The organism is Nocardia sp. NPDC058480, from assembly GCF_042720495.1.
Classification (GTDB): domain Bacteria; phylum Actinomycetota; class Actinomycetes; order Mycobacteriales; family Mycobacteriaceae; genus Nocardia.
The window spans coordinates 370,588-393,662 of record NZ_JBHXMN010000004.1; the positions used below are offsets into that span (position 1 = coordinate 370,588).

Annotated in this window: 19 protein-coding genes; 7 read left to right on the plus strand and 12 right to left on the minus strand. The window is 68.1% G+C overall.

Annotated features, from left to right (window positions below):
- Positions 1-52: 52 nt before the first annotated feature.
- A complete protein-coding gene (locus ACFWO8_RS13415) occupies positions 53-1,012 on the plus strand; it encodes an enoyl-CoA hydratase/isomerase family protein (protein WP_378949356.1) in 960 nt (319 codons plus the stop codon).
- Positions 1,009-3,444, plus strand: coding sequence for a CoA transferase (locus ACFWO8_RS13420; protein WP_378949359.1), 2,436 nt, complete (start codon positions 1,009-1,011; stop codon positions 3,442-3,444). Before ACFWO8_RS13415 ends, ACFWO8_RS13420 begins: the two co-directional genes overlap by 4 nt.
- A gap of 231 nt (positions 3,445-3,675) precedes the next feature.
- Here the strand turns inward: ACFWO8_RS13420 and ACFWO8_RS13425 are convergent, their stop codons facing one another.
- From ACFWO8_RS13425 to ACFWO8_RS13435, 3 genes are all read right to left on the minus strand, one after another.
- Entirely contained in the window at positions 3,676-4,992 is a 1,317-nt protein-coding gene (locus ACFWO8_RS13425) for a lipase family protein (protein ID WP_378949362.1), read from the minus strand.
- Between the two features lie 116 nt (positions 4,993-5,108).
- Positions 5,109-7,556 (minus strand): glycoside hydrolase family 2 TIM barrel-domain containing protein, encoded by a 2,448-nt coding sequence (locus ACFWO8_RS13430; protein WP_378949366.1) that lies wholly within the window; start codon positions 7,554-7,556, stop codon positions 5,109-5,111.
- The gene (locus tag ACFWO8_RS13435) at positions 7,553-9,139 is read right to left on the minus strand and encodes an aldehyde dehydrogenase family protein (protein WP_378949371.1); all 1,587 of its coding nucleotides are present in this window, start codon (positions 9,137-9,139) and stop codon (positions 7,553-7,555) included. The genes ACFWO8_RS13430 and ACFWO8_RS13435 overlap by 4 nt, the downstream gene beginning before the upstream one ends.
- Positions 9,140-9,302: 163 nt before the next feature.
- Between ACFWO8_RS13435 and ACFWO8_RS13440 the strand changes: the two genes are divergently transcribed.
- Genes ACFWO8_RS13440 through ACFWO8_RS13460 form a run of 5 tightly spaced genes read left to right on the plus strand, consistent with a single transcriptional unit; the run spans position 9,303 to position 14,134 of the window.
- Positions 9,303-10,460 carry a mandelate racemase/muconate lactonizing enzyme family protein gene (locus ACFWO8_RS13440; protein ID WP_378949374.1) on the plus strand — a complete coding sequence of 386 codons (1,158 nt, stop codon included), beginning with the start codon at positions 9,303-9,305 and terminating at the stop codon, positions 10,458-10,460.
- Positions 10,457-11,527: a zinc-binding dehydrogenase gene (locus ACFWO8_RS13445; protein WP_378949377.1), complete on the plus strand. Its 1,071-nt coding sequence runs from the start codon at positions 10,457-10,459 to the stop codon at positions 11,525-11,527. The genes ACFWO8_RS13440 and ACFWO8_RS13445 overlap by 4 nt, the downstream gene beginning before the upstream one ends.
- A complete protein-coding gene (locus ACFWO8_RS13450; RefSeq protein ID WP_378949380.1) occupies positions 11,527-12,516 on the plus strand; it encodes a hypothetical protein in 990 nt (329 codons plus the stop codon). The genes ACFWO8_RS13445 and ACFWO8_RS13450 overlap by 1 nt, the downstream gene beginning before the upstream one ends.
- Positions 12,513-13,283 (plus strand): IclR family transcriptional regulator, encoded by a 771-nt coding sequence (locus ACFWO8_RS13455; protein WP_378949383.1) that lies wholly within the window; start codon positions 12,513-12,515, stop codon positions 13,281-13,283. Before ACFWO8_RS13450 ends, ACFWO8_RS13455 begins: the two co-directional genes overlap by 4 nt.
- Positions 13,280-14,134 (plus strand): SMP-30/gluconolactonase/LRE family protein, encoded by an 855-nt coding sequence (locus ACFWO8_RS13460; RefSeq protein WP_378949386.1) that lies wholly within the window; start codon positions 13,280-13,282, stop codon positions 14,132-14,134. The genes ACFWO8_RS13455 and ACFWO8_RS13460 overlap by 4 nt, the downstream gene beginning before the upstream one ends.
- 351 nt (positions 14,135-14,485) lie before the next feature.
- Here ACFWO8_RS13460 and ACFWO8_RS13465 read toward each other — a convergent pair whose 3' ends face one another.
- The 9 genes from ACFWO8_RS13465 to ACFWO8_RS13505 form a co-directional block, all read right to left on the minus strand.
- Positions 14,486-15,688: a cytochrome P450 gene (locus ACFWO8_RS13465; RefSeq protein WP_378949389.1), complete on the minus strand. Its 1,203-nt coding sequence runs from the start codon at positions 15,686-15,688 to the stop codon at positions 14,486-14,488.
- Between the two features lie 38 nt (positions 15,689-15,726).
- Positions 15,727-16,908: a cytochrome P450 gene (locus tag ACFWO8_RS13470; RefSeq protein WP_378949773.1), complete on the minus strand. Its 1,182-nt coding sequence runs from the start codon at positions 16,906-16,908 to the stop codon at positions 15,727-15,729.
- Positions 16,909-17,002: 94 nt separating this feature from the next.
- A complete protein-coding gene (locus tag ACFWO8_RS13475) occupies positions 17,003-17,197 on the minus strand; it encodes a ferredoxin (protein WP_378949392.1) in 195 nt (64 codons plus the stop codon).
- On the minus strand, positions 17,194-18,387 hold the full coding sequence (locus tag ACFWO8_RS13480; RefSeq protein WP_378949395.1) for an NAD(P)/FAD-dependent oxidoreductase: 1,194 nt from the start codon (positions 18,385-18,387) through the stop codon (positions 17,194-17,196). Before ACFWO8_RS13480 ends, ACFWO8_RS13475 begins: the two co-directional genes overlap by 4 nt.
- A gap of 187 nt (positions 18,388-18,574) precedes the next feature.
- Positions 18,575-19,420 carry an SDR family NAD(P)-dependent oxidoreductase gene (locus ACFWO8_RS13485; RefSeq protein ID WP_378949398.1) on the minus strand — a complete coding sequence of 282 codons (846 nt, stop codon included), beginning with the start codon at positions 19,418-19,420 and terminating at the stop codon, positions 18,575-18,577.
- Between the two features lie 29 nt (positions 19,421-19,449).
- The gene (locus ACFWO8_RS13490; RefSeq protein ID WP_378949402.1) at positions 19,450-20,304 is read right to left on the minus strand and encodes an alpha/beta fold hydrolase; all 855 of its coding nucleotides are present in this window, start codon (positions 20,302-20,304) and stop codon (positions 19,450-19,452) included.
- Positions 20,301-21,443 (minus strand): 3,4-dihydroxy-2-butanone-4-phosphate synthase, encoded by a 1,143-nt coding sequence (locus tag ACFWO8_RS13495; protein WP_378949405.1) that lies wholly within the window; start codon positions 21,441-21,443, stop codon positions 20,301-20,303. Before ACFWO8_RS13495 ends, ACFWO8_RS13490 begins: the two co-directional genes overlap by 4 nt.
- On the minus strand, positions 21,440-22,054 hold the full coding sequence (locus tag ACFWO8_RS13500; protein WP_378949408.1) for an NADPH-dependent FMN reductase: 615 nt from the start codon (positions 22,052-22,054) through the stop codon (positions 21,440-21,442). The genes ACFWO8_RS13495 and ACFWO8_RS13500 overlap by 4 nt, the downstream gene beginning before the upstream one ends.
- A gap of 15 nt (positions 22,055-22,069) precedes the next feature.
- Positions 22,070-23,059, minus strand: coding sequence for a cyclase family protein (locus ACFWO8_RS13505; protein WP_378949411.1), 990 nt, complete (start codon positions 23,057-23,059; stop codon positions 22,070-22,072).
- Positions 23,060-23,075: the final 16 nt, after the last annotated feature.

Below are 23,075 nucleotides of genomic sequence, written 5' to 3' on the forward strand. Positions count from 1 at the left end.
AGGCGGGCCGCCTGCCGGGCGGTCCGCCTCGTCCAGGCAAAGGAGCCGCATCGTGCCCGGACCGGAGCAGCCGTCGGCGGAGGAGATCATCCGCTACGACAAAGACCCCGAAACCCGTATCGCCACCATCACTTTCGACCGTCCCGACCATCTCAACGCCCCCACCAGCGCGGCCCGGCTGCGCTACGGCGACCTGATCCATCGCGCGAGCATCGACGACGACGTCAAGGTGCTCGTTGTCCGGGGCGTCGGCGACGATTTCGGCAGCGGCGCCGATCTTCCTGAATTCCTTGCTACGCAGCGGGATCCGGACCAGGGGCCGCGACTGGCCGAGTACAAGATCGGCGCCGAGGAGGGCGTGCGGTACCCGCCCACAGGGTCGTTCCGGCACGGCGCGTCGGTCAGCCAGTGGTACGCCAACGCCCAAGCGGGCTGCCGGAGCCTGCAGGAGTTCAAGAAGATCAGCATCGTCGAGGTGAAGGGCTACTGTTACGGCTGGCACTTCTATCAGGCCGCCGACGCCGATCTGGTGATCTCCAGCGATGACGCGCTCTTCGGCCATCCATCGTTCCGCTACTACGGCTGGGGACCGCGGATGTGGACCTGGGCGCAGACCATGGGATTGCGCAAGTTCCAGGAGATGGTGTTCACCGGCAGGCCGTTCACCGCGCAGGAGATGGCCGACTGCGATTTCCTCAACAAGGTGGTGCCCAGGGACGAACTGGAGGCCGAGACCGCCAAATACGCGCTGGCCTGCGCCCGTAATCGCCCCACCGACACCATCTTCATGCAGAAGGTCTTCTTCGAGATCATGAAGCAGCAGCAGGGCGAGTACATGGGCAGCCTGCTGAGCGGGTTCTTCGAATCGATGGGCGGACACGTCCACGCCGACGACGAGCTCATGCTCGGCGATGCCTACGACAGCGGACTCAGCGCCTCGGTGAAGGACAACGACGCCCGCTTCCCGCCGGAGTTCCGGCTGAGCAAATCAGCGCGCAAGGACGACCGGTGAGTACCGCGCCGCTGTCCGGGTGGTCGGTCCTCGACCTGTCCACCGGGATCGCGGGGGCCTACTGCACCAAACTGCTGGCCGACGGCGGCGCCGAGGTCGTCGTGGTGGAACCGCCGGGCGGCGCGGCGCTGCGGCGGTGGTCCGCCTCGCACACCGTGCCCGCCCAGGGCAGCGATGCGCCGCTGTTCACGTTCCTGTCCGGCGCCAAACGCAGCGTGATCGTCGACGTGGCCGCGCCACCGGATCGAACACTGCTCGACGCACTGCTGGCCGCCGCCGATATCGTTGTGTGGGAACCCGATTCGCCGATCACTGCCGATCCCGCCTACTCCCCCACGGCCCTGCGGCGCGCGCACCGGCACCTGGTGGTCACCGCCATCACGCCGTTCGGGCTCGACGGGCCGTGGGCGAGTCGCCCCGCCACCGAGTTCACCTTGCAAGCCTGGTCGGGCGGCATCATCGGGCTCGGGCGCGGGGCGCCGGAGCGGGCGCCGGTGGCGGTCGGTGGGCGGATCGGCGAATGGTTCGCCGGTGCCCACGCCTCGGTAGCCACCCTGACCTCCCGGTTGCGCGGCGGTGCGGGCGAGCTGATCGACCTGTCGATTCTCGAAGCCCAGATCCTCGGACTGACCTACTTTCCCGTCACCTTCCACGACGCGCTGGGCCGCCCGTTCCGGGATCGGCGCCGGCGCAGTGTGCCCGGTATCGCGACCGCGGCCGACGGCCTGGTCTCGGTGGGCTGCGGTACCATGCAGCAGTGGTTCGACCTGTGCGCGATGGTCGGGCATCCCGAGTGGATCGACGAGGACACCGACGCCTCGATCACCGAACGCGCCGCCGCCAGGGCACCGCAGATCTACGCCTGGCTGGCCGAACAACCGGTCGAGGTGGTGCAGGATCTGGCTTCGGCCTTCCGGATTCCGAACGGGCCGGTCGCCGACGGGTCGAACGCCCCGACGATGGACCATCACCTGGCCCGGGGGTCGTTCGTGACCGATCCCCGGGACGGGTTCGTCCGGCCCGGCGCGCCCTATCGTTTCGATCCGCCGCTGCTGCCGGAGCTGGGTCCCGCGCCGCGGCTGGGTGAACACACCGAGCACTACCGCGCCCCGGCGAACCGATCACGCGGTGTCCGAACCCGCAGTGGCGCAACCGAACAGCTGCCGTTCCGTGGTGTGCGAGTACTCGATCTCACCACCTTCTGGGCGGGTCCGTCGTGCACGCACTATCTGGCGATGCTGGGCGCCGAGGTGATCCATGTGGAGTCGGCCGCCCGGCTCGACGGCACCCGGCTCATCGCGGGAGTACCGGTCAGCGAGGACCGGTGGTGGGAGAAGTCACCGATCTTCGCCGGGCTCAACGCGGGCAAGAAGAGCGTCACCCTGGACCTGTCCGACGACCGTGGCCGCGCGGTGCTGGCGAAGCTCGCCGCGACCTGCGATGTGGTCGTCGAGAACTACACCCCCCGCGTGCTCGCCCAGATCGGCCTGGACTATCCCGCCTACCGCGCGCTGCGGCCCGACGGGATCATGGTGCGCATGCCGGGTTTCGGGACCACCGGGCCGTGGCGGGACAATCCCGCGTTCGCCTACGTCATCGAGGACACCTCGGGCATCAGCTGGCTCACCGGCCACCCGGACGAGAATCCCGTGCAGCCCTATTCGATCGGCGACCCCAACGCCGGGGTGCACGCGCTCAACGCCCTGCTGCTGGCCCTCACTCACCGCCGCCGCACCGGTGCGGGCACCCTGATCGAGGCCGCCATGGTGGACGCCGCACTCAATGTCGCCGCCGAGCAGGTGCTCGAGTACTCCGCCAACGGAGTGCTGCTGCACCGCGACGGCAACCGTGGTCCGGCCGCCGCGCCACAGAACCTCTACCAGGCCGCGGGCACCGACGAATTCGGTGGCCGGGACTGCTGGGTCGCGATCGCGATCGCCACCGACGGGCAGTGGCGCAAACTCCGCGAAGCCCTCGGCACACCGTTCTGGATGCTGGACCCGGCACTGTCGAGCGCGGCGGGCCGGCGCGCCAGACACACCGAAATCGACACCAGACTCGCGACCTGGTGCGCCGACCGCGACAGCGACGACATCGTCCGAACCCTCTGGGATGCAGGCATTCCCGTGGCAAAGGTGTTGCAGCCGCACCGCCAGACCGAGATCCCGCAACTCATCTTCCGCGGCTTCTTCGAGAACCTCACCCATCCGATCACCGGAACCGCCCGCCACAGCACGATCCCCGCCCGCTTCTCCGCAGGCCCCTACCGCTTCCACCGCACGCACGCCCCCCTGCTCGGCCAGGACAACCACGCCATTCTCACCGACCTCGGACTGGAGCCGACCCTGCTCACCGAGCTCTGCACCGCCGGCGTCGTCGGAGGGCACCCGACAGTCGGTCCGGCCACGGTCCCCTCATCAACCAACCGGTAGGCCCATCGGTCCGAGTCGGCTTCGCCGAGATGCGCGGGCTCTACGCGGAGATCCACGTTCACCGGGCACCAGATGCCCGAAGCGTATGCGCGGCAACTGATCCACGACTGCAATCACAAGGGCATGGCCGCTTTGGACCCCGGCCACTCGTGACGGATCGGTCAGATGTCCATGCCTCACCGCTATCTGACTGAACCTGTCAGGAGCACTGGCCAACTAGATGGCATTGGATCAGAGCTGGTGGGCGTGGCGTTCGGGAGTGAGGGGGTTGCCTGCGGGGATGTTTCCGCAATTGGTGGGGGCGGGTTGGTTGTCGAAACGGTCGATGAGCCACTTTTGCGCCGCTGGTGCCCAGGCGATGAGAGCAGTGACGTGGCTGTGGGCGTCGTACTGGTCGTATTGAACGGCCAGTCCGGCAGCGCAGTACTGATTGGCCAGGGTGCGGACATCTCCAGTGATCATGACGCCGTCTCCGGCGCCGAAGCCAGGATGTGCTGGTGTGCCCTCGAGGATGCCGTTGGCGCCCTGGGCGATGAACATCGGAACGGTCGGGGTCGGCGCTGTGCCCATGTTGAGCTTGTTGACAACGTCGACGTATTCGGGAATCGAGTTCGGGTCGGCGTATTCGGGTAGGGCCATTTGTGCCCAGGTCAGGCCGGGGTATTGGGCGAGCACGTTCATGATCGACGCGTCCTGCATTTCCTCGAGGACGCGGCGGCCGGTGTCGCTGAGGTACTTGCTGAAGTCGACGTCGAAGGACCGCGAGATGCCGACAATGGCCATTCCGATCACTCCGGCCCAGATCGGACTGCCCGCGACGTAGCTGAGGTTGTGTGCGGGGTCGACCAGGACTCCTCCTTCGGCGACCCCGATGAGATCTTCGTTGATGTCGGGGGCGTAGGAGGGTGCTTCGATCGCGGTCCAGTTCGCGGCGATCGCGCCGCCGGAGTATCCCATCAGGCCGATCTTGGTCGTGTCGTCGATTCCGCTGAGAGTGGTGATATGACGTGCTGCGCGCAGTGAGTCCAGGGTCGTTCTGCCGTATTCGGGGCCAGCGGCGAAGTCAGCGGCGGGGCCTTCGGTGTCGGGTACGACGATGGTGTATCCGGCCATCAGCAGCGGGGCGAAGAACTGGACTTCCGAAGAGGCGATATCGCTCAGGGGATCCGAAAGGCCGGTGAGTTCGATATCGGCGGCAAATGCTCGGGAAGGACTGTGCGCCGGGTTGAGTGAGTCGTATGCCGAAAGGAAAGAAACGACCTTGGCCGCGCCGGTGGCCGGTGCCGGGGGTTTGATGATCGTGGTGACGTTGGCTGTCGGGTTTCCAAGGGAATCGGTCGACCGGTAGAGCACTTGGATCGTGGTCAACGGTGTGGCGAAAGTGTCGGCGTGATATTCGAGGGTCCGGGTCTTCAGCACGGCGCCTGGGGCAAGTGATGCCAGCGGTTCGGCGCCGTCGTAGCTGTAGAACGACTCCGGCGCCTGCGCCATCACCGCAGGCACGCTTCCCAGGGTTGTGGCCAGGGTGGCCGAGAATGCCGCTACCATCAGCCGCGGCATCCCCGCCGGCTTCCCGGCTCTGGTACTCACGCGCCGCCCGCCCATGGTGCGGCCACGGCGTTGTAGGTTGAGCATCACTGTCGAATTCCTGTCGTCGAGAATGGTCAGCAGACGGGCTGCTGGTCGCCGCGCACATCGATGGTTACCGTGCGCGGTTCGAGGTCGTCGGCGCCGGCGCGAACCGTCAGGATCCCGGCACCGGTGGGTCGTACGATCGCCAGGATCGTGCCGGCGTAGGTGGTTCGGGTGGTAGTGAGCATGGGTTCGTCAAGGCGCGGGTCGCCGCTGCCGAGCCCGGCCAGCACCCCAGGGCCCTCGATATCGACTCGGACAGTGCGGGTTTCGGCGGGATTGGTGCGACCGTACTGGTCGACGAGGGCGATGCGGACGTGGACCAGGTCGTTGTCGTTGGCAGTTGCTGTCGTGCTCTCTGCGGTGAGACGCAGGTCGGCGACGCGTGCGGCGGTGTGCAGTTCGGTGGTTTCGGCTTCGACACCGTCGCGGTAGGCGGTCGCGGTGAGGACGCCGGGTGTGTAAGTGGCTTCAAAGGTAGCGATATAGCCATGTTCGGGGCCGGCGGAGCGTCGGCCGAGGCTCTGCTGGTTGACCCGTAGTTCGACCTGTTCGGCGTCGGAATAGACGTCGATGCGGACCGGTTTTCCTTCGTCCGCGGGCCAGGTCCAGTGGCCTTCGGAGCCGTCCCATGCGAAGGCGTTGGGGACGGCGCCGATTCCGAATCGTTGCGGTGGGTGGACTGAGATGTAGGGCTCGGTGCGCAGGCCGAAGACGATTTCACGGAAGTAGGAGGCGGGTCTGCGGGTACCGGTCATGTCCAGGTCGCCGGTTTCCGAGGTCAGATGCGGGTAGTCGCCGAGTGCGCTGTCGAGGCTCATTTCCACAGCGCTGCCGGGTTCGCGGACGCGGCCGATTCCGGCTTCGCCCAGATAGTCCCAGCCGGTCCAGCAGAAGTCGCCGATGACATGGGGCAGGCGGGCGGTTTGCTGCCAGCGGGCTGCGATGTCCTGGCGTGCCGTTTCGCTGCCCACGCATACCCGATTCGGGAATTGCGTCGGGTCGAGGTCGTAGCGGGCATCGCCATAGTTGTATCCAGCGACGTCGACCTGGGCGAAGGCTTCGGCGGTCAGAGCCGCGGTGTCCTCGGAGCGCCACAGCATCGCCACCATCTCCTCCATCGACCCCAGCATGTCGTTCACACCGCCGCAGGCCCCTGCCGCGCTCATCGCCGCGGCAATCTGGTCCAGCGACGAGACCAACACGTTGATCGCGTTCACGGTGAAGCGGTGGGGGTCCAGTGTCTTCACGGTGGCGGCGAGTTCTCGTCCCCATCGGGCGCTGAGTCGGTTGCCGGTTTCGAAGATCTCGTTTCCGATGGAGTAGAGGATGACACTGGGGTGGTTGTAGTCCTTGGTCACCATCGACTCGATGTCGGCGCGCCACCAGGTCGGGAAATCGCGCGAGTAGTCGAAGCGCGTTTTGCGCACGGTCCAGGAGTCGAAGGCCTCGTCCATGACCAGCATTCCCAGCCGGTCACAGGCGCGCAGCATTGCCTTGCTCATGGGCTGGTGGGCGCTGCGCAGCGCATTGAATCCGGCGGCACGCAGAAGTTCGACGCGGCGTTGTTCGGCGCGCGTGATCGCTGCCGCGCCCAAGGGCCCGTTGTCGTGGTGCACGCAGGCGCCGCGCAGTTTCACCGGCTGCCCGTTGATGCGCAGACCGTGCGCGGGATCGATCTGAATACGACGGATACCGAAGTGATCTTTGCTGTGGTCGACGACTCGGTCGTTGTGGATCAGCGAGACGCGCCCGAGATAGAGATCGGGGTGCTCGGGGCTCCACAGTTTCGGGTCGCGGACGAACACTCGACGGTGCACGGTTGCCCGCTCGCCGGCGAACACGGTCAGCGGCATCGTCTCCTCGGCGACCAGGTCGCCATCGGGGTCGAGGATTTCGATGCGGACGTCGAGATGCGCTGTGCGGGTGGATTCGTTGTGGACGGTCGCGTCGACGTGGACCGCGGCGAGGTCGTCTTCGATGTCGGGGGTGGCGAAGCGGGGACCCTCGACCGTCAGATGGATCAGCTCTCCCCGGTGTAGGGTGACCGGCCGGTGGATTCCGAGGCCGGAGTACCAGCGAGTGTCTTCGGTAGCCGAGCATTCGACGCGGATGACGTTGGTCTCACCGTATCGCAGATACGGGTCAGCGGCGACGAAGAACCGGGAGTAGCCGTACGGCCGGTGAGCAGCCAGCGCGTTATTGATGAAAACGCGCGCATCACGGTAGATGCCTTCGAACTCGAGGGTGATCCGGTGATCGGCCCATTCGAGTGGCACGTCGAAGCGCTTTTCGTAGTCCGCGTCACCGTCGGGAAAGAACCCGTTGGCCGCGCCGTCGCCCGCATCGTGGGCGCGTGGAAGGGTGAGCATCTGGTCGTGTGGCAGGACCACCGGGCGATAAGGTCCCGCGGTCATCGCGAAGAACGCGGATTGCAGCGGGCGAACGCCCCAGCCGTCATTGAAAGATTCGGCGATCATCGAGCGGTCCGATCTGAGTTCGAGTGCGGGTTGCTGTCGAGCTGTGTCTGCGGGCCCGGACCGACTGCGACGCCGTCGACGAGCCGTGACAAGTTCATGGGGTTCGCGTCCTGAAGCTCTTGCGGGAGCAGAGGCTCGGGCGTGTTCTGATAGGCGACCGGGCGCAGCCAGCGTTCGATGGCAGTGGAGCCGACCGAGGTGGAGGTCGAGGTGCTCGCCGGGTAGGGGCCGCCGTGATGCTGTGCGGCAGTGACTGCGACTCCAGTCGGCCAATCGTTGACCACAACCCTGCCGACCATCGCACTCAGTCGTCGCAGCAGCCCCGCGGCATTGCCGTCGAGTTCGGCGGCTTCCTGTTGGGAGAGTTGAGCCGTGGCCGTCAGGGCGCCCGGTATCCGGGACAGCGTCTCGGTGCACTCGCTGCTCGCGGCGTAGCGAGCAACAACCGTCACCGGACCGAAGCATTCTTCGAGTAGTAGCGCGTGCCTCGGGTCCGAGGCCATGGCGGCGGGTACCGACAGCAACGCTGGGCTCACCGCATGGGTGTCCGGGCGCGGGGCGACCACGGTCTGCACATGGGGGAGGTTCGCGCGTGCGTCGATACCGGCGGTGAAATCGGCGAGCATGCGCTGGTCGAGCAGTGCTGCCGGTGGTGTTGTGGCCAGGTGCTGGGCGAGTTCGGTGACCAGGGCATCGCCGTCGGGGCCCTCGGGCACCAGCACGAGCCCGGGTTTGACGCAGAACTGCCCGTGTCCCAGGGTCACCGAGGCTGCCAGCGTCCGGCCGATCTGCCCGCCGCGTTCGGCGGCAGCCGCGGCGGTCACGACCACCGGATTGAGGGAACCGAGTTCGCCGTGGAATGGGATCGGGCGCTCTCGCGCGGCCGCGGCGTCGAATAGGGCGCGGCCACCGCGCTGTGAGCCGGTGAAACCCGCCGCAGCCACCAGGGGGTGACGAATGAGTTCGACACCGGCGTCGAAGCCGTGCACCACGCGTACGACATCCGCCGGTAGCCCGGATTCGGCGGCGGCGGCACGCACGACCGCCTCGGTCAGTGCCGATGTCGCCGGGTGGCCGGGATGAGCTTTGACCACCACGGGGCAGCCAGCCGCCAGCGCGCTGGCGGTATCCCCACCGGCGATGGAGAACGCGAAGGGAAAGTTCGAGGCGGAATAGACGGCCACGACGCCGAGGCCGACTTTGTATCTGCGCAGGTCGGGTCGGGGTGGGACGTGATCGGTGTCGGCGTGATCGATGATGATATCGAGAAAATCCGCTGCCTCCACCAGGTCGGCGAAGGCGCGGAGTTGGCCGCACGTGCGGTCGATCTCCCCGTGGAGCCGGGACAGCCCGAGTGCGGTCTCGGCTTCGGCTTCGGCCGCCAGTGGTGCGCGCTCGGCGGCCAGGCCCTCGGCGGCATTACGCAGGAAGTTCGCGCGAGAGGACCTGTCGTTCAACGCGCCCCGTGCAGCATGTGCGGCTTTCACCGCACGGTCAACGGCGATGGCGTCCGTTTCCCGCGTCACCGCCCGGCGGCGCGCACCGGTTCGCGGATCGAGGCTCCATACATCGACGTCTCCCACACCCACTCCTTGTTCGAAATATCGAACATTGTTTTCGATTTCGAACATATACTGATGCACGGACCGGTGAGCGTCAACACCGGATTTCTGTTGCGCTGCCGCCGTTCCTGCTACGGTCGATATATCGGACCCCGTTCGAAATATCGAACCAAAGGAATTGTGGATGCGGATCACCCGGCTGGACACGCACGTCATCGGCACACCCTGGCGGAATCTGACTTATGTGGTCGTACACACCGACGAGGGCCTCACCGGCGTCGGTGAAACACGGATGCTCGGTCACACGGACGCGCTGCGCGGCTACTTGAACGAAGCCGCCGCCAACCACATCATCGGCTCGGACCCTTTCGCCGTCGAGGACCTGGTGCGCCGCATGAAATACGGCGACTACGGGCGCGCGGGTGAAATAGTGATGTCCGGCATCGCGTGCGTGGAGACCGCATGCTGGGATATCAAGGGCAAGGCGCTGGGTGTCCCGGTCTGGCAGTTGCTCGGGGGCGCGGTCACCGACAAGGTCAAGGCTTACGCCAACGGCTGGTACACCACCGAACGGACACCGCAGGCCTATGCCGACGCCGCGCGGACGGTGCTGGCGCGCGGGTATCGGGCACTCAAGATCGACCCCTTCGGCGCAGGCCGTTTCGAGTTGTCGCACGATGAGACGATGACAGCCGTCGGATTGATCGAAGCCGTCCGAGACGCGATCGGACCCGACACCGAGCTGATGCTGGAAATGCACGGCCGCTTCAACCCGGCCACAGCGGTGCGCCTGGCGCGGGAGATGGCGCCGATGCGGCCCGCCTGGCTGGAGGAACCGATCCCGCCGGAGAACCTCGCGGCACTGCGCAAAGTCGCCAGCAAGACAGATATCCCGATCGCCACCGGCGAACGCATCCACGACCGCATCGAGTTCCGGGAACTGTTCGAGAACCAGGCCGCTGACATCATCCAGCCTGATCTCGGCCATATCGGCGGTATCGCGGAAACACGCAAGCTCGCCGCCACGGCCGAGACCTATTACCTGCTGGTAGCTCCCCACAACGTGGGCGGTCCGGTCCTGACCGCGGCATCGTTACAGGTCGGATTCTGCGCGCCCAACTTCAAGATCCTCGAGCACTTCAACGATTTCGCCGACGACCGGATCAAGGGCATCGTCAAGGGAGCTCCCGAGGTCGTCGACGGCTATTTCCACCGCACCGACTCCCCCGGCCTCGGTGTGGAGTTCGATGCCGACGCCGCAGCCGAGTTCCCCCAGCAGAGCGCGCATTTCGACCTGTGGGCCGAGGGCTGGGAGAAACGCGCACCACGGGCACGCCGATGATCGGCGATCAAGCCCTCGTGGTCATGTGCCCGCACGAATTCACCCTCGAACACCACCACCCGCTCCCGCCCGGGCACGGGGAGGCGCTGGTCCGGGTGCATGCAGTCGGGATCTGCGGCAGTGATCGCGAACTGTTCCACGGCACCAGACCGAGCGAGTACGTCCGCTATCCCGTGGTACCTGGCCATGAATGGTCCGGAGTCGTCGAAGCTGTCGGCGCGGCGGTGCCCGACGATCTGGTCGGCCGCAAGGTCGTCGGCGAGGGCTTTCGCAGCTGCCGTCGCTGCGACCGCTGCCGAGCGGGCGAAACCACCCTGTGCGCTGGGGGGTACGAGGAGACCGGGTTCACCATGCCCGGCGCGATGGCAGCCACACTCACCCTGCCCGCCGACCTGCTGCATACCCTCGACGACAACGCCGACCTGACCGCGGCGGCCCTCCTGGAACCGGCCGCCTGCGCAGCCGCGGCAGCGCTGCAATGCCGAACGCAACCTGGCGACCGTGTCGCTGTCGTCGGAACGGGCACCCTGGGGTTGCTCGCACTGCAACTCCTCGCGGCATCGGGCCCAAGGGAACTGTTGGCAGTCGGGATCCATCACGATCACGCGCACACAGCGCTGGGTTTCGGAGCGACACACTTTCGGCGCCACGACGAACTCGCCGGCCCCGGCGAATTCGACATCGTCCTCGAAGCGGCGGGCGGCGCCGGCAGTGCTGCAGCGGCAGTGAGGTTGCTCCGCCGCGGCGGGCGCCTGGTATTGACGGGCATCCCCGCAAGCAACGCGATCGGGTTGGATCCGACTGACTTGGTGACCCGCCGGATCCAAGTGCGCACGGTCTTCGGCGCCCCACCCCAAGCATGGTCGCACGCAGTGCGCGCCTTCAACGCCGCGATCCTGGACCCGCTGCCCCTGATCACCCACCAATTCGCCCTGTCCGAGTTCCGGACCGCCATCGACCTGGTCAGCGCTGGCGATCCGGCCGTCGGAAAGGTGCTGCTGCATCCCGGCCGCGCCGCCACCACTACCGGCGCCGCCGCGGCACCCGCTCACCGAAAGAGGATTTGATGCACACCCCCACCAGCCACCGACAGCCGGGACAACCGCACCTGGACGCCCTCGGACTCGGCGGCCCTGCGCCCGCCATGGACCAGGCCTCGCCGCACGCCTTCCCCGACGGCGGAACCTGGCGCACCGAAATCCCGTCGGTCGAGGGCCCCGCCGCACTACACGAAGTACTGAACGAGTCACAGCGGTTGTCGGTCCCCATCCACCGGATCAGTCAGGGCAGCGGCATCTGGATGCTGACCGATGCCGAGATCACCGAAATGGTCGCCGCCTGCACCGCACACGACATCGAACTGTGCCTGTTCACCGGCCCTCGTGGGACCTGGGATATCGCCGCGGGCGCCTCGACGCCGGCCGGTGGTACCGGGCCGCGCGCCGTCGGTCATCGTGCGGTCGCCGGCTGCGTCGAAGATGCGGTACGCGCCACCGAACTGGGCGTGCGATGCATTCTCGTCGCCGACGAAGGGGTGCTGTGGGTGCTGCACCGGCTGCGGGACAACGGCCTACTGCCCGCCGACACCACCTTCAAGGTTTCCGCGTTGATCGGCCCGGTCAACCCGGCCTCGGTCACCGTCTACGAGCGGCTCGGTGCCGACTCGATCAACATTCCCTCGGACCTCTCGCTCGAGCACCTGACCGAAATCCGATCCGCGGCCCGAGTCCCGCTCGATATCTACATCGAAACACCCGATGATCTCGGCGGCTACGTCCGCATGTACGACGCGGCCGAACTCATCCGCCGCGGCGCACCGGTATACCTGAAGTTCGGCCTGTCCAAGGCCCCCGGCATATATCCCGCCGGCGCACACCTGCGCGAGACAGTCCTGGCCACCGCCCGCGAACGTGTCCGCCGCGGACGGCTCGTACTTGATCTGCTCGAGCGACTCGGCGCCGTGGACGGCATGTCACCGCTGGGTGCTCGCCTTCCGGGCGAGCTCGGACGATTCCCCGTGCCCGATCACACTGTCATGAAGACCCTGCACCGATGAGCCGACTCGTTCCCGCCGTCACCCGAGCCCTCGACATTCTGGAGCTCTTCCTCACCGACCGTGACGCGCTGTCGGCGCCGGAAATCGTCGCGGCACTGCAACTCCCGAGAACCACCGTCCACGAACTGATCAGCACTCTCGTCACGCGACGCTACCTCGAACCCGCAGGCAACGGCCGCTACCGCCTGGGAGTGCGCACCCATCAACTGGGCAGCCGCTACGCCGACCAGATCGACCTCATCTCCGAAGGCGAGCACGCAGCTCAGCGAACCAGCGGGCTATGCAAGGAAACGGTCCACGTGGCGACTCTCGAGGACACCTCCGTCATCTATATCGCCAAGGCCGACTCCACCCACACCGTCAGAATGGTATCGGCCGCCGGCCGTCGGCTCCCCGCCCACTGCACCGCGGTCGGCAAGATGCTGCTCGCGTCACTACCGCACGAGCGTCTGCGACAGCTCTATCCTGAGGGGCGCACCCTCACAGCCATGACACCCAACAGCGTCACCGATCCGGCCGCCCTGTTCGTTGAACTCGCCGAGACACAACACCGCGGCGTCGCGATCGAGGAATGCCAATCGAACCCCGACGTCTCCTGCATCGCCGCCCCAGTGCTCGACCGAACCGGCAACGTCGTCGCCGCCATGTCGATCTCCGTGCCCTCCATCCGATGGTCGGGCCAACGACGCGCAGAACTACAGGAACTGGTCATCGCGGGCGCGGCCGAGTTGTCCGAACGCCTCGGCTTCCGCGGCACAGTACCGTGACCGGGCGACCGGCCGTGCACGAAGCACTGGCCATCGATGCCGAACTCGGCGAAGGCCCCACCTGGGATCCCGTGCGGCAGCGACTGCTGTGGGTCGACATCCTCGCCTCCCGCATCCACAGCCTCGACCCCGTCACCGGCGTCGTCGAGACGATCACCACCGACCAGCACGTCGGGGCAGCCAAACCACGCCGCGACGGCGGACTCGTCGTCAACCTCCGCGACGGCATCGGAACTTACACTGCCCGAGGCGGTTTCGACTGGCTTCACCATGCGCCCACCCCAGGCCGGCGCGGCAACGATGCCGCTGTCGCACCCGACGGATACCTGTGGGCAGGCACCATGCGCTACGACGAGGCACCTGGACGGGGAGCTCTCACCCGCACCACTCCTGGCGGCGACACGACGGTGGTCCTCGACGACGTCACTGTCAGTAACGGCATCGGGTGGAGTCCGGACACCCGGCGGATGTACTACATCGACTCGCCCACCCGCCGCATCGACACCTTCACATACCACGACGGCCACCTCACCGACCGCGAACCTCTGGTCGTACTCGAACCAGGATGCGGGATACCGGATGGACTCACGGTCGACGCGGACGGCGCGATCTGGGTTGCCCTGTGGGACGGTGCCGCCCTGCGCCGTTACACCCCCTCCGGGCGTCTCGACCGGATCCTGACGCTGCCGGTCACCCGCCCTACATCCTGCGCCTTCGCAGGTAACGCACTGACCGATCTCTACATCACCACCGCCCGCACCGGACTGACCACACCCACCCAACAGGACGGCTCCCTGCTGGTAATCCCCGGCATCGGCCACGGCTTACCTCAACCGCTCTACTCAGGATGACATGTCCGCGACACCCGAAACAACCTCGCGGACAAGCGCGCCATCGCCGGCCGCCACGGAAGCGGAGTACGAAGGTTGTACCGTCACAGATCGCCGCTGCCGCCGAACGCGAACTGGCCTGCGACCACTGTCACGCCCTCGTCCCATCACTCCGAAACTGTCGACCCGGATGGCACACCACGAGTCAACCACCGTGGCCGCGCCACCCCGGCCGCTCAGCGACGTACCGGCCGCCGGTCGCGGGATCGCTGCGGCAGTACTGCGCACAGTCGCGGCAGGTTGTCCGGTCCGCCGGCACGGTCCTCGTTCGGTGCGAACCGGGCTTGCCGCATGCGTTCGCGCCAGGCGAGGTCAGCGAGTGGAAGCGGGCATGGACTCCCAGCCGCGGACGGTGGAGGTGGGTGAGAGGCGGGCGGCGGACAGGTCCACGTCCCATTCGGGGAAGCGGCGCAGGATTTCCTCGAGGGCGATGCGGCCTTCGAGGCGGGCCAGGGCTGAGCCGAGGCAGTAGTGGGTGCCTGCGCTGAAGGACAGGTGGGGGCGGGTGGGGCGGTGGATGTCGAAGATGTCGCCGTCGGGGGCGAAGTGGCGTTCGTCGCGGTTGGCTGCGCCGATGATCATCATCATGACGCTGCCTTCGGGCACGACGCGACCGTGCACCTCGGTATCGCGGGTGACGTAGCGCGCCACATGCGGGGCGGGCGGTTCGAAGCGCAGCAGTTCCTCGACCGCCTTGGGGATCAGGCGCGGGTCCTCGACCAGGGCCTTGCGCTGGTCGGGGTGTTCGGCCAGGACCTTGCCGGCCCAGCCGATCAGGCGGGTGCTGGTCTCGTTGCCCGCGCCGGAGACGACATTGACGTAGGTGAGCAGTTCCTCCCGGGTCAGGTGCCGGTATTTCCCGTCCGCGTCCTCGAATTCGACGGTGAGCAATTCGGTCATGATGTCGTCGGCGGGATGTTCGGCGCGCCAGTCGATGTAGGCGGCGAACAGGTCGCCGCCGGTGAGGCCCTCGGAGGCGGCCTTCATCGGCCGGCCCTCCTCGGTGCGCATCTGGTCGTTGGCGAAATCGCGGATGGCCTCCTGATCCTGCTCCGGGATGCCGAGCAGCAGGCCGATGGTGCGCATGGGCATCTGCGCGCCGATATCGGCGACGAAGTCGATGCGGCCGGTGCCGGCGATCGGGTCGAGGCTGTCGGCGCAGAACTGGCGGATCTGGTCTTCCAGTGCCGCGATCTTGCGCGGGGTGAACATCCGCGACAGCAGCCTGCGGTGGATGTCGTGCACCGGCGGGTCCTCGAAGATGAGCACGCCAGGCGGGATCGGGATGTTCGCCTTGATCAGTTCGAGGATGGCGCCGCGCGCCGAACTGTAGGTGTCCTTGTCGAGCAAACCCGCGTTGACGTCGTCGTAGCGGCTCATCGCGTAGAAGTCGTGGGTTTCGTTGTAGTACAGGGGCTGTTCGTCACGCAGCCGTTTGAACATGGGGTACGGGTCGGCGTTGAGCTCGACATCGTACGGATCGTAGAACGCGGCGTTGGTGGCGCTGACGGTCACAAGGATCACCCCTCACAGGAGTCGGGAATGGGAATCGGTCACCAGGTGACGGGTAGCGAATACAGGCCGTAGGCCAGCCGGTCGTGTTTGAACTCGACCTCGTCGAGCGGAACCGCGAGGCGCAGGGTGGGCAGGCGGCGCACCAGGGTGCGGAAGACGATCTGCAGTTCGGCGCGGGCCAGCTGCTGGCCGACGCACTGGTGCGGGCCGAACCCGAAGCCGAGATGGTGGGCGGCGGGGCGGGCGATGTCGAGCTGATCCGGTGCGGCCCATTCCCTTTCGTCCCAGTTGGCCGGGGCCAGATCGAAGATCAGGCCTTCGCCGGCGCGGATGGTCTCGCCGCCGATCACGATGTCGCCGACCGCGACCCGCCGCTGCCCGTTCTGGATGATGCTCAGGTAGCGCAGCAGTTCCTCGACCGCGTTCTTCACGATCGCCGGGTCCTCGGTGTCGCGCAGCAGCGCGAACTGCGCGGGGTTCTGCAGCAGGGCCAGGGCACCGAGGGAGATCATGTTGGCGCTGGTCTCGTGCCCGGCAATGAGCAGCCCGGTGCCCAGCTGGGCGGCTTCGCGCATGTCGATCTCACCCGCGCGGACGCGCTCGGCGATATCGGTGACCACGTCCTCGGCGGGCTCGTCGAGCTTGCGCTTGATCAATTCGATCAGGTAGCGCGCCAGTCCGGCCCGGCCTTGCGCGGCCTGCTCCTTGGTGGCGAACCGGTCCACGTTCACGCTGGCGTGCCGCTGGAAGAACTCGTGGTCCTCGTAGGGCACGCCGAGCATCTCGCTGATCATCAAGGTCGGTACCGGCAGGGCGAGCGCTTCGACCAGATCCGCCGGTTTCGGCCCGGCCAGCAGCCGGTCCAGATGCTCGTCGGTGATCTGCTGGATGGCGGGGCGCAGGCCCTCGACCCGTTTGAACGTGAACGGTTTGGTGAGCATGCGGCGGTAGCGCTGGTGCTCGGCGCCGTCGGTGGTGAACACCGATTTCGGCCTGCTGTCCTTGATCGCGACCATGCCCTCGTTCCAATGCGGGAACCCCGGCTGATGGTCGTCGACACTTACGTTCGGATCGGACATGAGCTGCTTGTACTCGGTGTATCCGGTGACCAGCCACGGGGTGCTGCCGTCCCAGATCCGGACCCGGTGCAGCGGTGCGGACCGTCCCAGTTCGAGGGTTTCGGCGGGCGGCGCGAACGGGCAGCCCGCGGCGCGCAGCATGGGGTAGTCCGGGGCCGCCGCGGTGGCGGTCGTCTCGGCCGAGGTTTCGGACACGGTTGTCTCCTTCTCCGGGCGCCACGCGGGCGCCGCACGTTCATTCCTCGATGTGGATGGCCATGGCCGGGCAGACGGCGGCGGCCTGGCGCACGTCGTCGGCGAGTTCGGCCGGTGGCGTGTCGTCGAGGAGCACGACGATGCCGTCCTCGTCGCGCTGGTCGAACACCTCCACCGCGTGCATGACGCAATGGCCGGCGGCCACACACTTGACCTGGTCTACGGTGACCTTCATCGGGACCTGCTCTCGCTCGGGACGAGCGGCTGCCCGTCGATCAATTCCTGGCGGCGGATCCTGGACTGCTTGGCCATGTTCCAGCCGAGGATCGCGGTGACGACGCCGTCGCGGGTATAGCGGACGACGAACCGGCCCGCGGCCGGGTCACCGTCGACGATCTCGACGTCCGCGTCGCGGGTGACGGTGCCGTGGACCTGGATCTTCGTGGCGAACTGGTCGGTCCAGAAGTACGAGATCGGCGCGTGCGGTCGGGGGGTGCCCGCGATGGCGGCGGCGACGGTCGCGGCCTGCTCGGTGGCGTTGGTGCGGTTCTCCCACCGGACCTCGGTGCCGAGCACCGGATGGCGCCAGCGCGCGACGTCACCCGCGGCGTAGACCCCTTCGGCGGCACGGCAATACGGGTCGCAGACGACACCGTCGCGCAGGGTCAGGCCGCTGCCGTCGAGCCAGCCGGTGGCCGGTGCCGCGCCGATGGCCACCACGACCAGATCGGCGGGCAGCACGGTGCCGTCGGCGAGGGCGACGCCGGTGACCGCGCCGTCGCATTCGGTGAGTCCCTGCACCGCCGCGCCCAATGCGAGACGAACCCCGTTGGCGCGGTGCAGATCGGCGAGCAGGCTCGAGACCAGCGGGCCGAGCTGCCCGGCCATGGGCGCTTCGAGCGGCCCGCACAGGGTGACCTCGCGGCCGAGTTCACGTGCGGTGGCGGCGATCTCGCTGCCGAGGACACCTTCCCCGACGACCACGACCCGCTGCGCGGTGCGCAACCCGTCGCGCAGGGCGAGGGCGTCGTCGAGGGTGCGCAGGACGTGCACGCCGCGCAGTCCGCGCGAGTCGGGCAGGGTCCGTGGGCTGGCGCCGGTGGCGATCACGATGTGGTCGGCGATGATGGCTCCCCGCGCCGTGCGCACGGTCCGGGTCGCCGCGTCCAGGCCGAGCGCGGGGGTGTCCAGGATCAGGTCCAGGTCGAGACCGGCCAGCTGCCGTGGCGGCCGCAGCAGGGTGCGCTCGGGGCGCCACTGACCGGAGAGGACCTGTTTGGACAGCGGTGGCCGGTCGTAGGGCAGGTGCGCTTCGGCGCCCAGCAGAGTGATGCGCCCCGGATATTCCGCGCGGCGCAGGGCTTCTGCGGTGGCCAGGCCCGAGGCCGAGGCGCCTACCACCAGCACGCCGGTATTCCGTTTCATCGAACACCTCCGACCACCACGGCGACGGGCTCAGACGACAGTCCGCGACCTCTCGCCGCACCATCGCCTCCGCCCACCACAACGAGCTGCCCACGCGGCGATCCGGCACACCTCGTCCAACGAACGTCCCGCCCCACCGCAGCCATCCGGGCGATCGCCCGGTCCGCCCGCGTCTCCGTTACGCCCCTCACCGCAGGCTCCCCTGCGCGGCCGGTTCGCTCGAGGAACTGTGGTTCTTCTTGTGCCGCAACGGTTTTCCTGCGACGGTGCCGCCGTCGACCGGCAGTACGGTGCCGGTGACGTAACGGGAGCGGTCGCCGGCGAAGTACAGGGCGACCTCGGCCACATCCTCGGGGCGGCCGTCGTCGGGCAGCGGCCGGTCCTCGCGCATGTTCTCGCGCACCATCCGAGTGAACCGTTCCAGGACCTCCGGGGGCATCGACTGCCCGGAGGAGGCCAGCAGCGGGGTCGGGATGCTGCCGGGGGCGATGCAGTTGACCCGGATCCCATACTGTGCCAGTTCGATCGCCGCGGACTTGGTGAAGTGGATGACCGCGGCCTTGGAGGCACGGTAGCTGTGCACACCGCCGCCGGCCTGGATGCCACCGATGGACGACATGTTGATGATCGATCCACCTCCGTCGACCATGTGCGCTGCGCCGAAACGGGTGCCCGCCATGACGCCGAGCAGGTTCACCCCGAGCACATGGTGGAAGTCGCCGAGGTCGTCGTGCAGGAAGTCCTTGTGCATGACCCCGGAGACGCCGGCGTTGTTGCAGACCACGTCCAGGCGGCCGTAGACGTTGACGGCCCGGTCGACCAGTCGGCGGACCTGACCGGGGTCCGCTACGTCGACCGTCTCGAACACCGCTGCCGCACCGTAGTTCTCGATCGAGGCGTGGCCCCGGTCCGCATCGACGTCACCGACGATCACCCGGGCGCCTTCCGCGACGAATCTCGCCACGACGGCCCCACCGATCCCGGAGGCGCCGCCGGTGACGACGGCGACCTTGCCTGCCAGCTCGTCGGCCATGTGTTCTCCTTTTCTCCGAAATCCCCGGGTCACCGCGCCGCGACGGGAATGTCGGCGGCGTCGGCGTGCCGGGCGAGGAAGTCCAGCAGCAGTGCGTTGACAGCGGCGGGCCGCTCGATCTGTGGGCAGTGGCCCGCGCCGTCGATCACGGCGCTGCTCCCCCGCCGCACCCGGTCGGCGAGTTCGCTCGCCCAGCCCGCGGGCAGCAGCTTGTCGCCCGCGCCTTCGACGAACAGCGTGGGCACGGTGATCCGGTCGTAGTCGCGGTCGCTGGACGGGGTGCCTGGTGCCGCCGCGCCCGGTCGCCGGAATCTCGCCGCCGCCAGGGCTTCCCACGCACCGGGGGCGAGGCTGGACTCGTGCCTGCGACGCACGTAGTCGACGTCGGCGGGATAGGCGCCCGAGTGGAACAGTGCGGCCACGATGCGGCGCATGCCGTCGACGGTGGCGTCGTAGTCGTAGAGCGCGTCGACGTGCGCGTTGCGCAGGATGTCGCCGCCGCCGCACAGCGCGACCATGCTGCGCGCCCGCAACCGGGGCCGCGCGGAGGTCTGGTCGACCAGCAGGTTGATCGCGCCCATCGAGTTGCCGACGAAGTGCGCGGTGCCGATACCGAGGAGGTCGAGCAGGGCCGCGACGTGCCGGATGCGCAGTCCGCGACCGTCGGTGAAGTCGACCACCTTGGCCGAGCGGCCGTAGCCGAGCATGTCCGGGGCGATGACGCGGTGCCGGCGGGCCAGTGCCGTGACGGTGTGTTCCCAGCCGAGGGCGGCGTCGGCGCCGAACTCGCCGCCGTGCAGCAGCACGACCGGCTCGCCGGAGCCGGTGTCCAAGTAGGCGGTGTCGTGGCCGTCGACGATCAGGCGGCGGTACTCGGGGCTCATGAGGCACGCTCCGTTCGTCCGGCGGCCACCGCGGACAGGGGGATCCGGGCCGCGACCCGGAGGTGGGCGGGTACGGCGTGGGTCTCGCCGGGTTCGGTGAGCAGCCTGATCTCCCGCATGCCGAGGTCGTCGAGGATGTCGAAGGCGGACTGCAGATCACTGTGACCCACCGGATGTGCCTGTGGTGCAGTGGATTCCCGACTGTGGCCACTCGCGCGGAGCGTGTCGCCGATCGCGGTGGCGCCGGCGCGCACATAGATCAGCACGCCGCAGCCGTCGGCCACGATCCGTGCGATCGCGCCGTGCAGCGCGTCGCGGCAACCGCACGCCCGCGATCCGAGAACATCACCGATGAGGCATTCGAAGTGCAGCCGCACCAGGGGCGCGCTCGCGCGAGCGGGATCGCCGTGGACGAAGGCGACGTGTTCGCGGTCGAGACCGTCGGTGAACCCGATGGCCCGGAACTGTCCGAGCGGCACCGGGATTCGCGCGGCACCGTGGCGAGTGACCCGGCACAGCTCGCGACGCCGGTAGGCGATCAACTCCGCCACCGAGACCATCGGCAATTCGTGGGCGCGGCCGAGTTCGGCCAGTTCCGTCCAGGTCGGGTACTCGCCGTCGGCGCCGGTGATCTCGCACAGCACCCCGACGGGCCGCAGCCCGGCGAGTTCGGTGACATCGACAGCGGCCTCCGGGATTTCGGGTAGTTCCAGTACCCCGTCGGCGGCGGTGCCGAGCGGGAAAACGTTTCCCGGCCTGGCGAATTCGGCGGCGTGAGCATCGACCGAGGCGAGGGCGCGCACGGTGGCCGCGCGCTGGGAGGCGCGGATCCCGGCCGCGCCGGCCAGGCCGACCGAGACCCGGTAGCGCGATCGGTCGGGGCCGGTGCCCGCCGGATCCGCGGGCGGAACGGCGAGAGCGTCGAGGGTGGCGGCGCGCAGGGCGACCTGCACCAGTCCGCAACCCAGACTGCTCAGCACGGTGATCGCGGCGGCGGTGACGTATTCGGCGGCCAGCACCAGGTGCCCGCGCACCCCTTCGGCGGCCGGGTCGGCGACGATGATCATGCGGCCCGCCCGCAGCGCGGTCAGTGCGGTGGATACCACCAGATGCCCGGTCTCCGTGCGGTTCTCGCTCATGACAGGCCGCCGCCCGCGGGGACGAAGGACAGCAGCTGCCCGGCGAGCAGGTCCAGCTGCGCCTCGATGCCGGTGTCGGTGAGCGCGCCCTCGGCGTCCCAGATCGGTTCCGCCGAGTTGATCGCTACCCCGATCGGGGTCGGCCAGGCGCGCAGGGCGTGACCGATGACGCGCAGCTGGCCGAGTGTGCCGACCGCGGCCTGCCACCCGTAGGCGCAGGTGATGCAGCCCCACGGCTTGTTGTCCAGGTACACCGTGGTGTCGGCGCGCATGTCCTCGATGTAGTCGAGCGCGTTCTTCACCAGGCCGGATACCCCGCCGTGGTAGCCGGGTGACCCGACGAGCACGGCATCGGCCTGCCGCAGTGCCTCGACCAGGGCGGCCGCGCGCGGGGTGCGGTCCGGTTCGTGCGGGCTGTACATCGGCAGATCGATATCGGTGCCGCTGAACAGGGCTGTGCGCCCACCGCGCCGCTCCACCGCGGCCAGGCAGTGCCGCAGCGCGCGTTCGGTCGAGGAGTCCTCGCGCAGGGTGCCACCGATGCCGACGACGAACGGGCGTCCGTCGGCGACCGGCGTGGCGGCGGTCGCGCTCGTCGTGCTGACTGTCATGGTCTTCGACCTCGCTTACTTGATCGCGATGGGGTTCAGGGGCGACCCGACCGCGCCGATGACGCGCAACGGCGGTGCGACGAGCTGGAATTCGTAGACCCCGTCGGCGGCGCAGTCGGCGGCCAGCGCGGAGAAGTCCCAGTACTCGCCGAGCATCAGGCCCATGTCGCGCAGGCAGAGCATGTGCAGTGGCAGGAAGGTGCCCTCGACGCCGGAAGCCGGGTCCTCGACCATCAGGTTGTCGGCGGCCACCGCGGCGACCTCGTGTTCGTGCAGCCACAGCGCGCAGGTCCAGTCCAGGCCCGAATACGGTTCGGCGCCGTCGCGGGCCTCGAGGTAGCGGTCCCACCAGCCCGTGCGCACCAGCACGATGTCACCGGATTCGATGGTGACCCCTTGGCGGGCAGCGCATTCGTCGAGTTCGTCGGCGGTGATGGGCGCGCCCGGCGCGAGGTAGGTGTCCGCGCCGCGGTAGCGCACCAGGTCCAGCAACACGCCACGGCTGGTGATGCCTTTGCCGTCGACCTTGTCGATGCCGCAGTGGAAAGCGCCCTGGCTGGTTACCGATTCGGCGGGGAATCCGTTGTAGAGCTGGTCGGCGTAGTAGACGTGCGACAGCGCGTCCCACTGGGTGGCGGCTTGCAGCGGCATGATGATCATGTCGTCGTTGAAGCGGAACGGATTGTCGGCGAAGAAGCTGCTCAGTTCGCCTGCGACGCTGTTGCGCAACCACTTCGGGCCGTATTCGGCCAGGGTCCTGGCATCGCCGCCGTCGACGGTCATCACGTGCGTGGGGTTCTGCCGGAACTGGAAGGCACCCTGCGGGCCGCTGGAACCGAAGTCGATGCCGAGCGGGAAGACCTTGCCGTGCCGGACGAGTCCGGCGGCGGCGGCGATCTTGGCCGGGGTGATGAAGTTCAGGGTGCCCAGTTCGTCGTCGGCGCCCCAGCGGCCCCAGTTGCGGACCCGCTCGGCGAGGGAGTGGAAATCGGTGAGAGTTGCCACGGCGGTGGATTCCTTC

Bases quoted from the DNA above. Each gene is read 5' to 3' on its own strand.
- ACFWO8_RS13455 (WP_378949383.1), top strand. From the start codon at position 12,513: ATGAGCCGACTCGTTCCCGCCGTCACCCGAGCCCTCGACATTCTGGAG.
- ACFWO8_RS13430 (WP_378949366.1), bottom strand. From the start codon at position 7,556: ATGATCGCCGAATCTTTCAATGACGGCTGGGGCGTTCGCCCGCTGCAA.
- ACFWO8_RS13495 (WP_378949405.1), bottom strand. From the start codon at position 21,443: ATGAGCGAGAACCGCACGGAGACCGGGCATCTGGTGGTATCCACCGCA.
- ACFWO8_RS13470 (WP_378949773.1), bottom strand. From the start codon at position 16,908: ATGCTGCGCGCCGCGGGCTGCCCGTTCGCGCCGCCCGCCGAAACCCTC.
- ACFWO8_RS13440 (WP_378949374.1), top strand. From the start codon at position 9,303: ATGCGGATCACCCGGCTGGACACGCACGTCATCGGCACACCCTGGCGG.
- ACFWO8_RS13475 (WP_378949392.1), bottom strand. From the start codon at position 17,197: ATGAAGGTCACCGTAGACCAGGTCAAGTGTGTGGCCGCCGGCCATTGC.
- ACFWO8_RS13445 (WP_378949377.1), top strand. From the start codon at position 10,457: ATGATCGGCGATCAAGCCCTCGTGGTCATGTGCCCGCACGAATTCACC.
- ACFWO8_RS13480 (WP_378949395.1), bottom strand. From the start codon at position 18,387: ATGAAACGGAATACCGGCGTGCTGGTGGTAGGCGCCTCGGCCTCGGGC.
- ACFWO8_RS13425 (WP_378949362.1), bottom strand. From the start codon at position 4,992: ATGGTAGCGGCATTCTCGGCCACCCTGGCCACAACCCTGGGAAGCGTG.
- ACFWO8_RS13500 (WP_378949408.1), bottom strand. From the start codon at position 22,054: ATGACAGTCAGCACGACGAGCGCGACCGCCGCCACGCCGGTCGCCGAC.
- ACFWO8_RS13450 (WP_378949380.1), top strand. From the start codon at position 11,527: ATGCACACCCCCACCAGCCACCGACAGCCGGGACAACCGCACCTGGAC.
- ACFWO8_RS13490 (WP_378949402.1), bottom strand. From the start codon at position 20,304: ATGAGCCCCGAGTACCGCCGCCTGATCGTCGACGGCCACGACACCGCC.
- ACFWO8_RS13485 (WP_378949398.1), bottom strand. From the start codon at position 19,420: ATGGCCGACGAGCTGGCAGGCAAGGTCGCCGTCGTCACCGGCGGCGCC.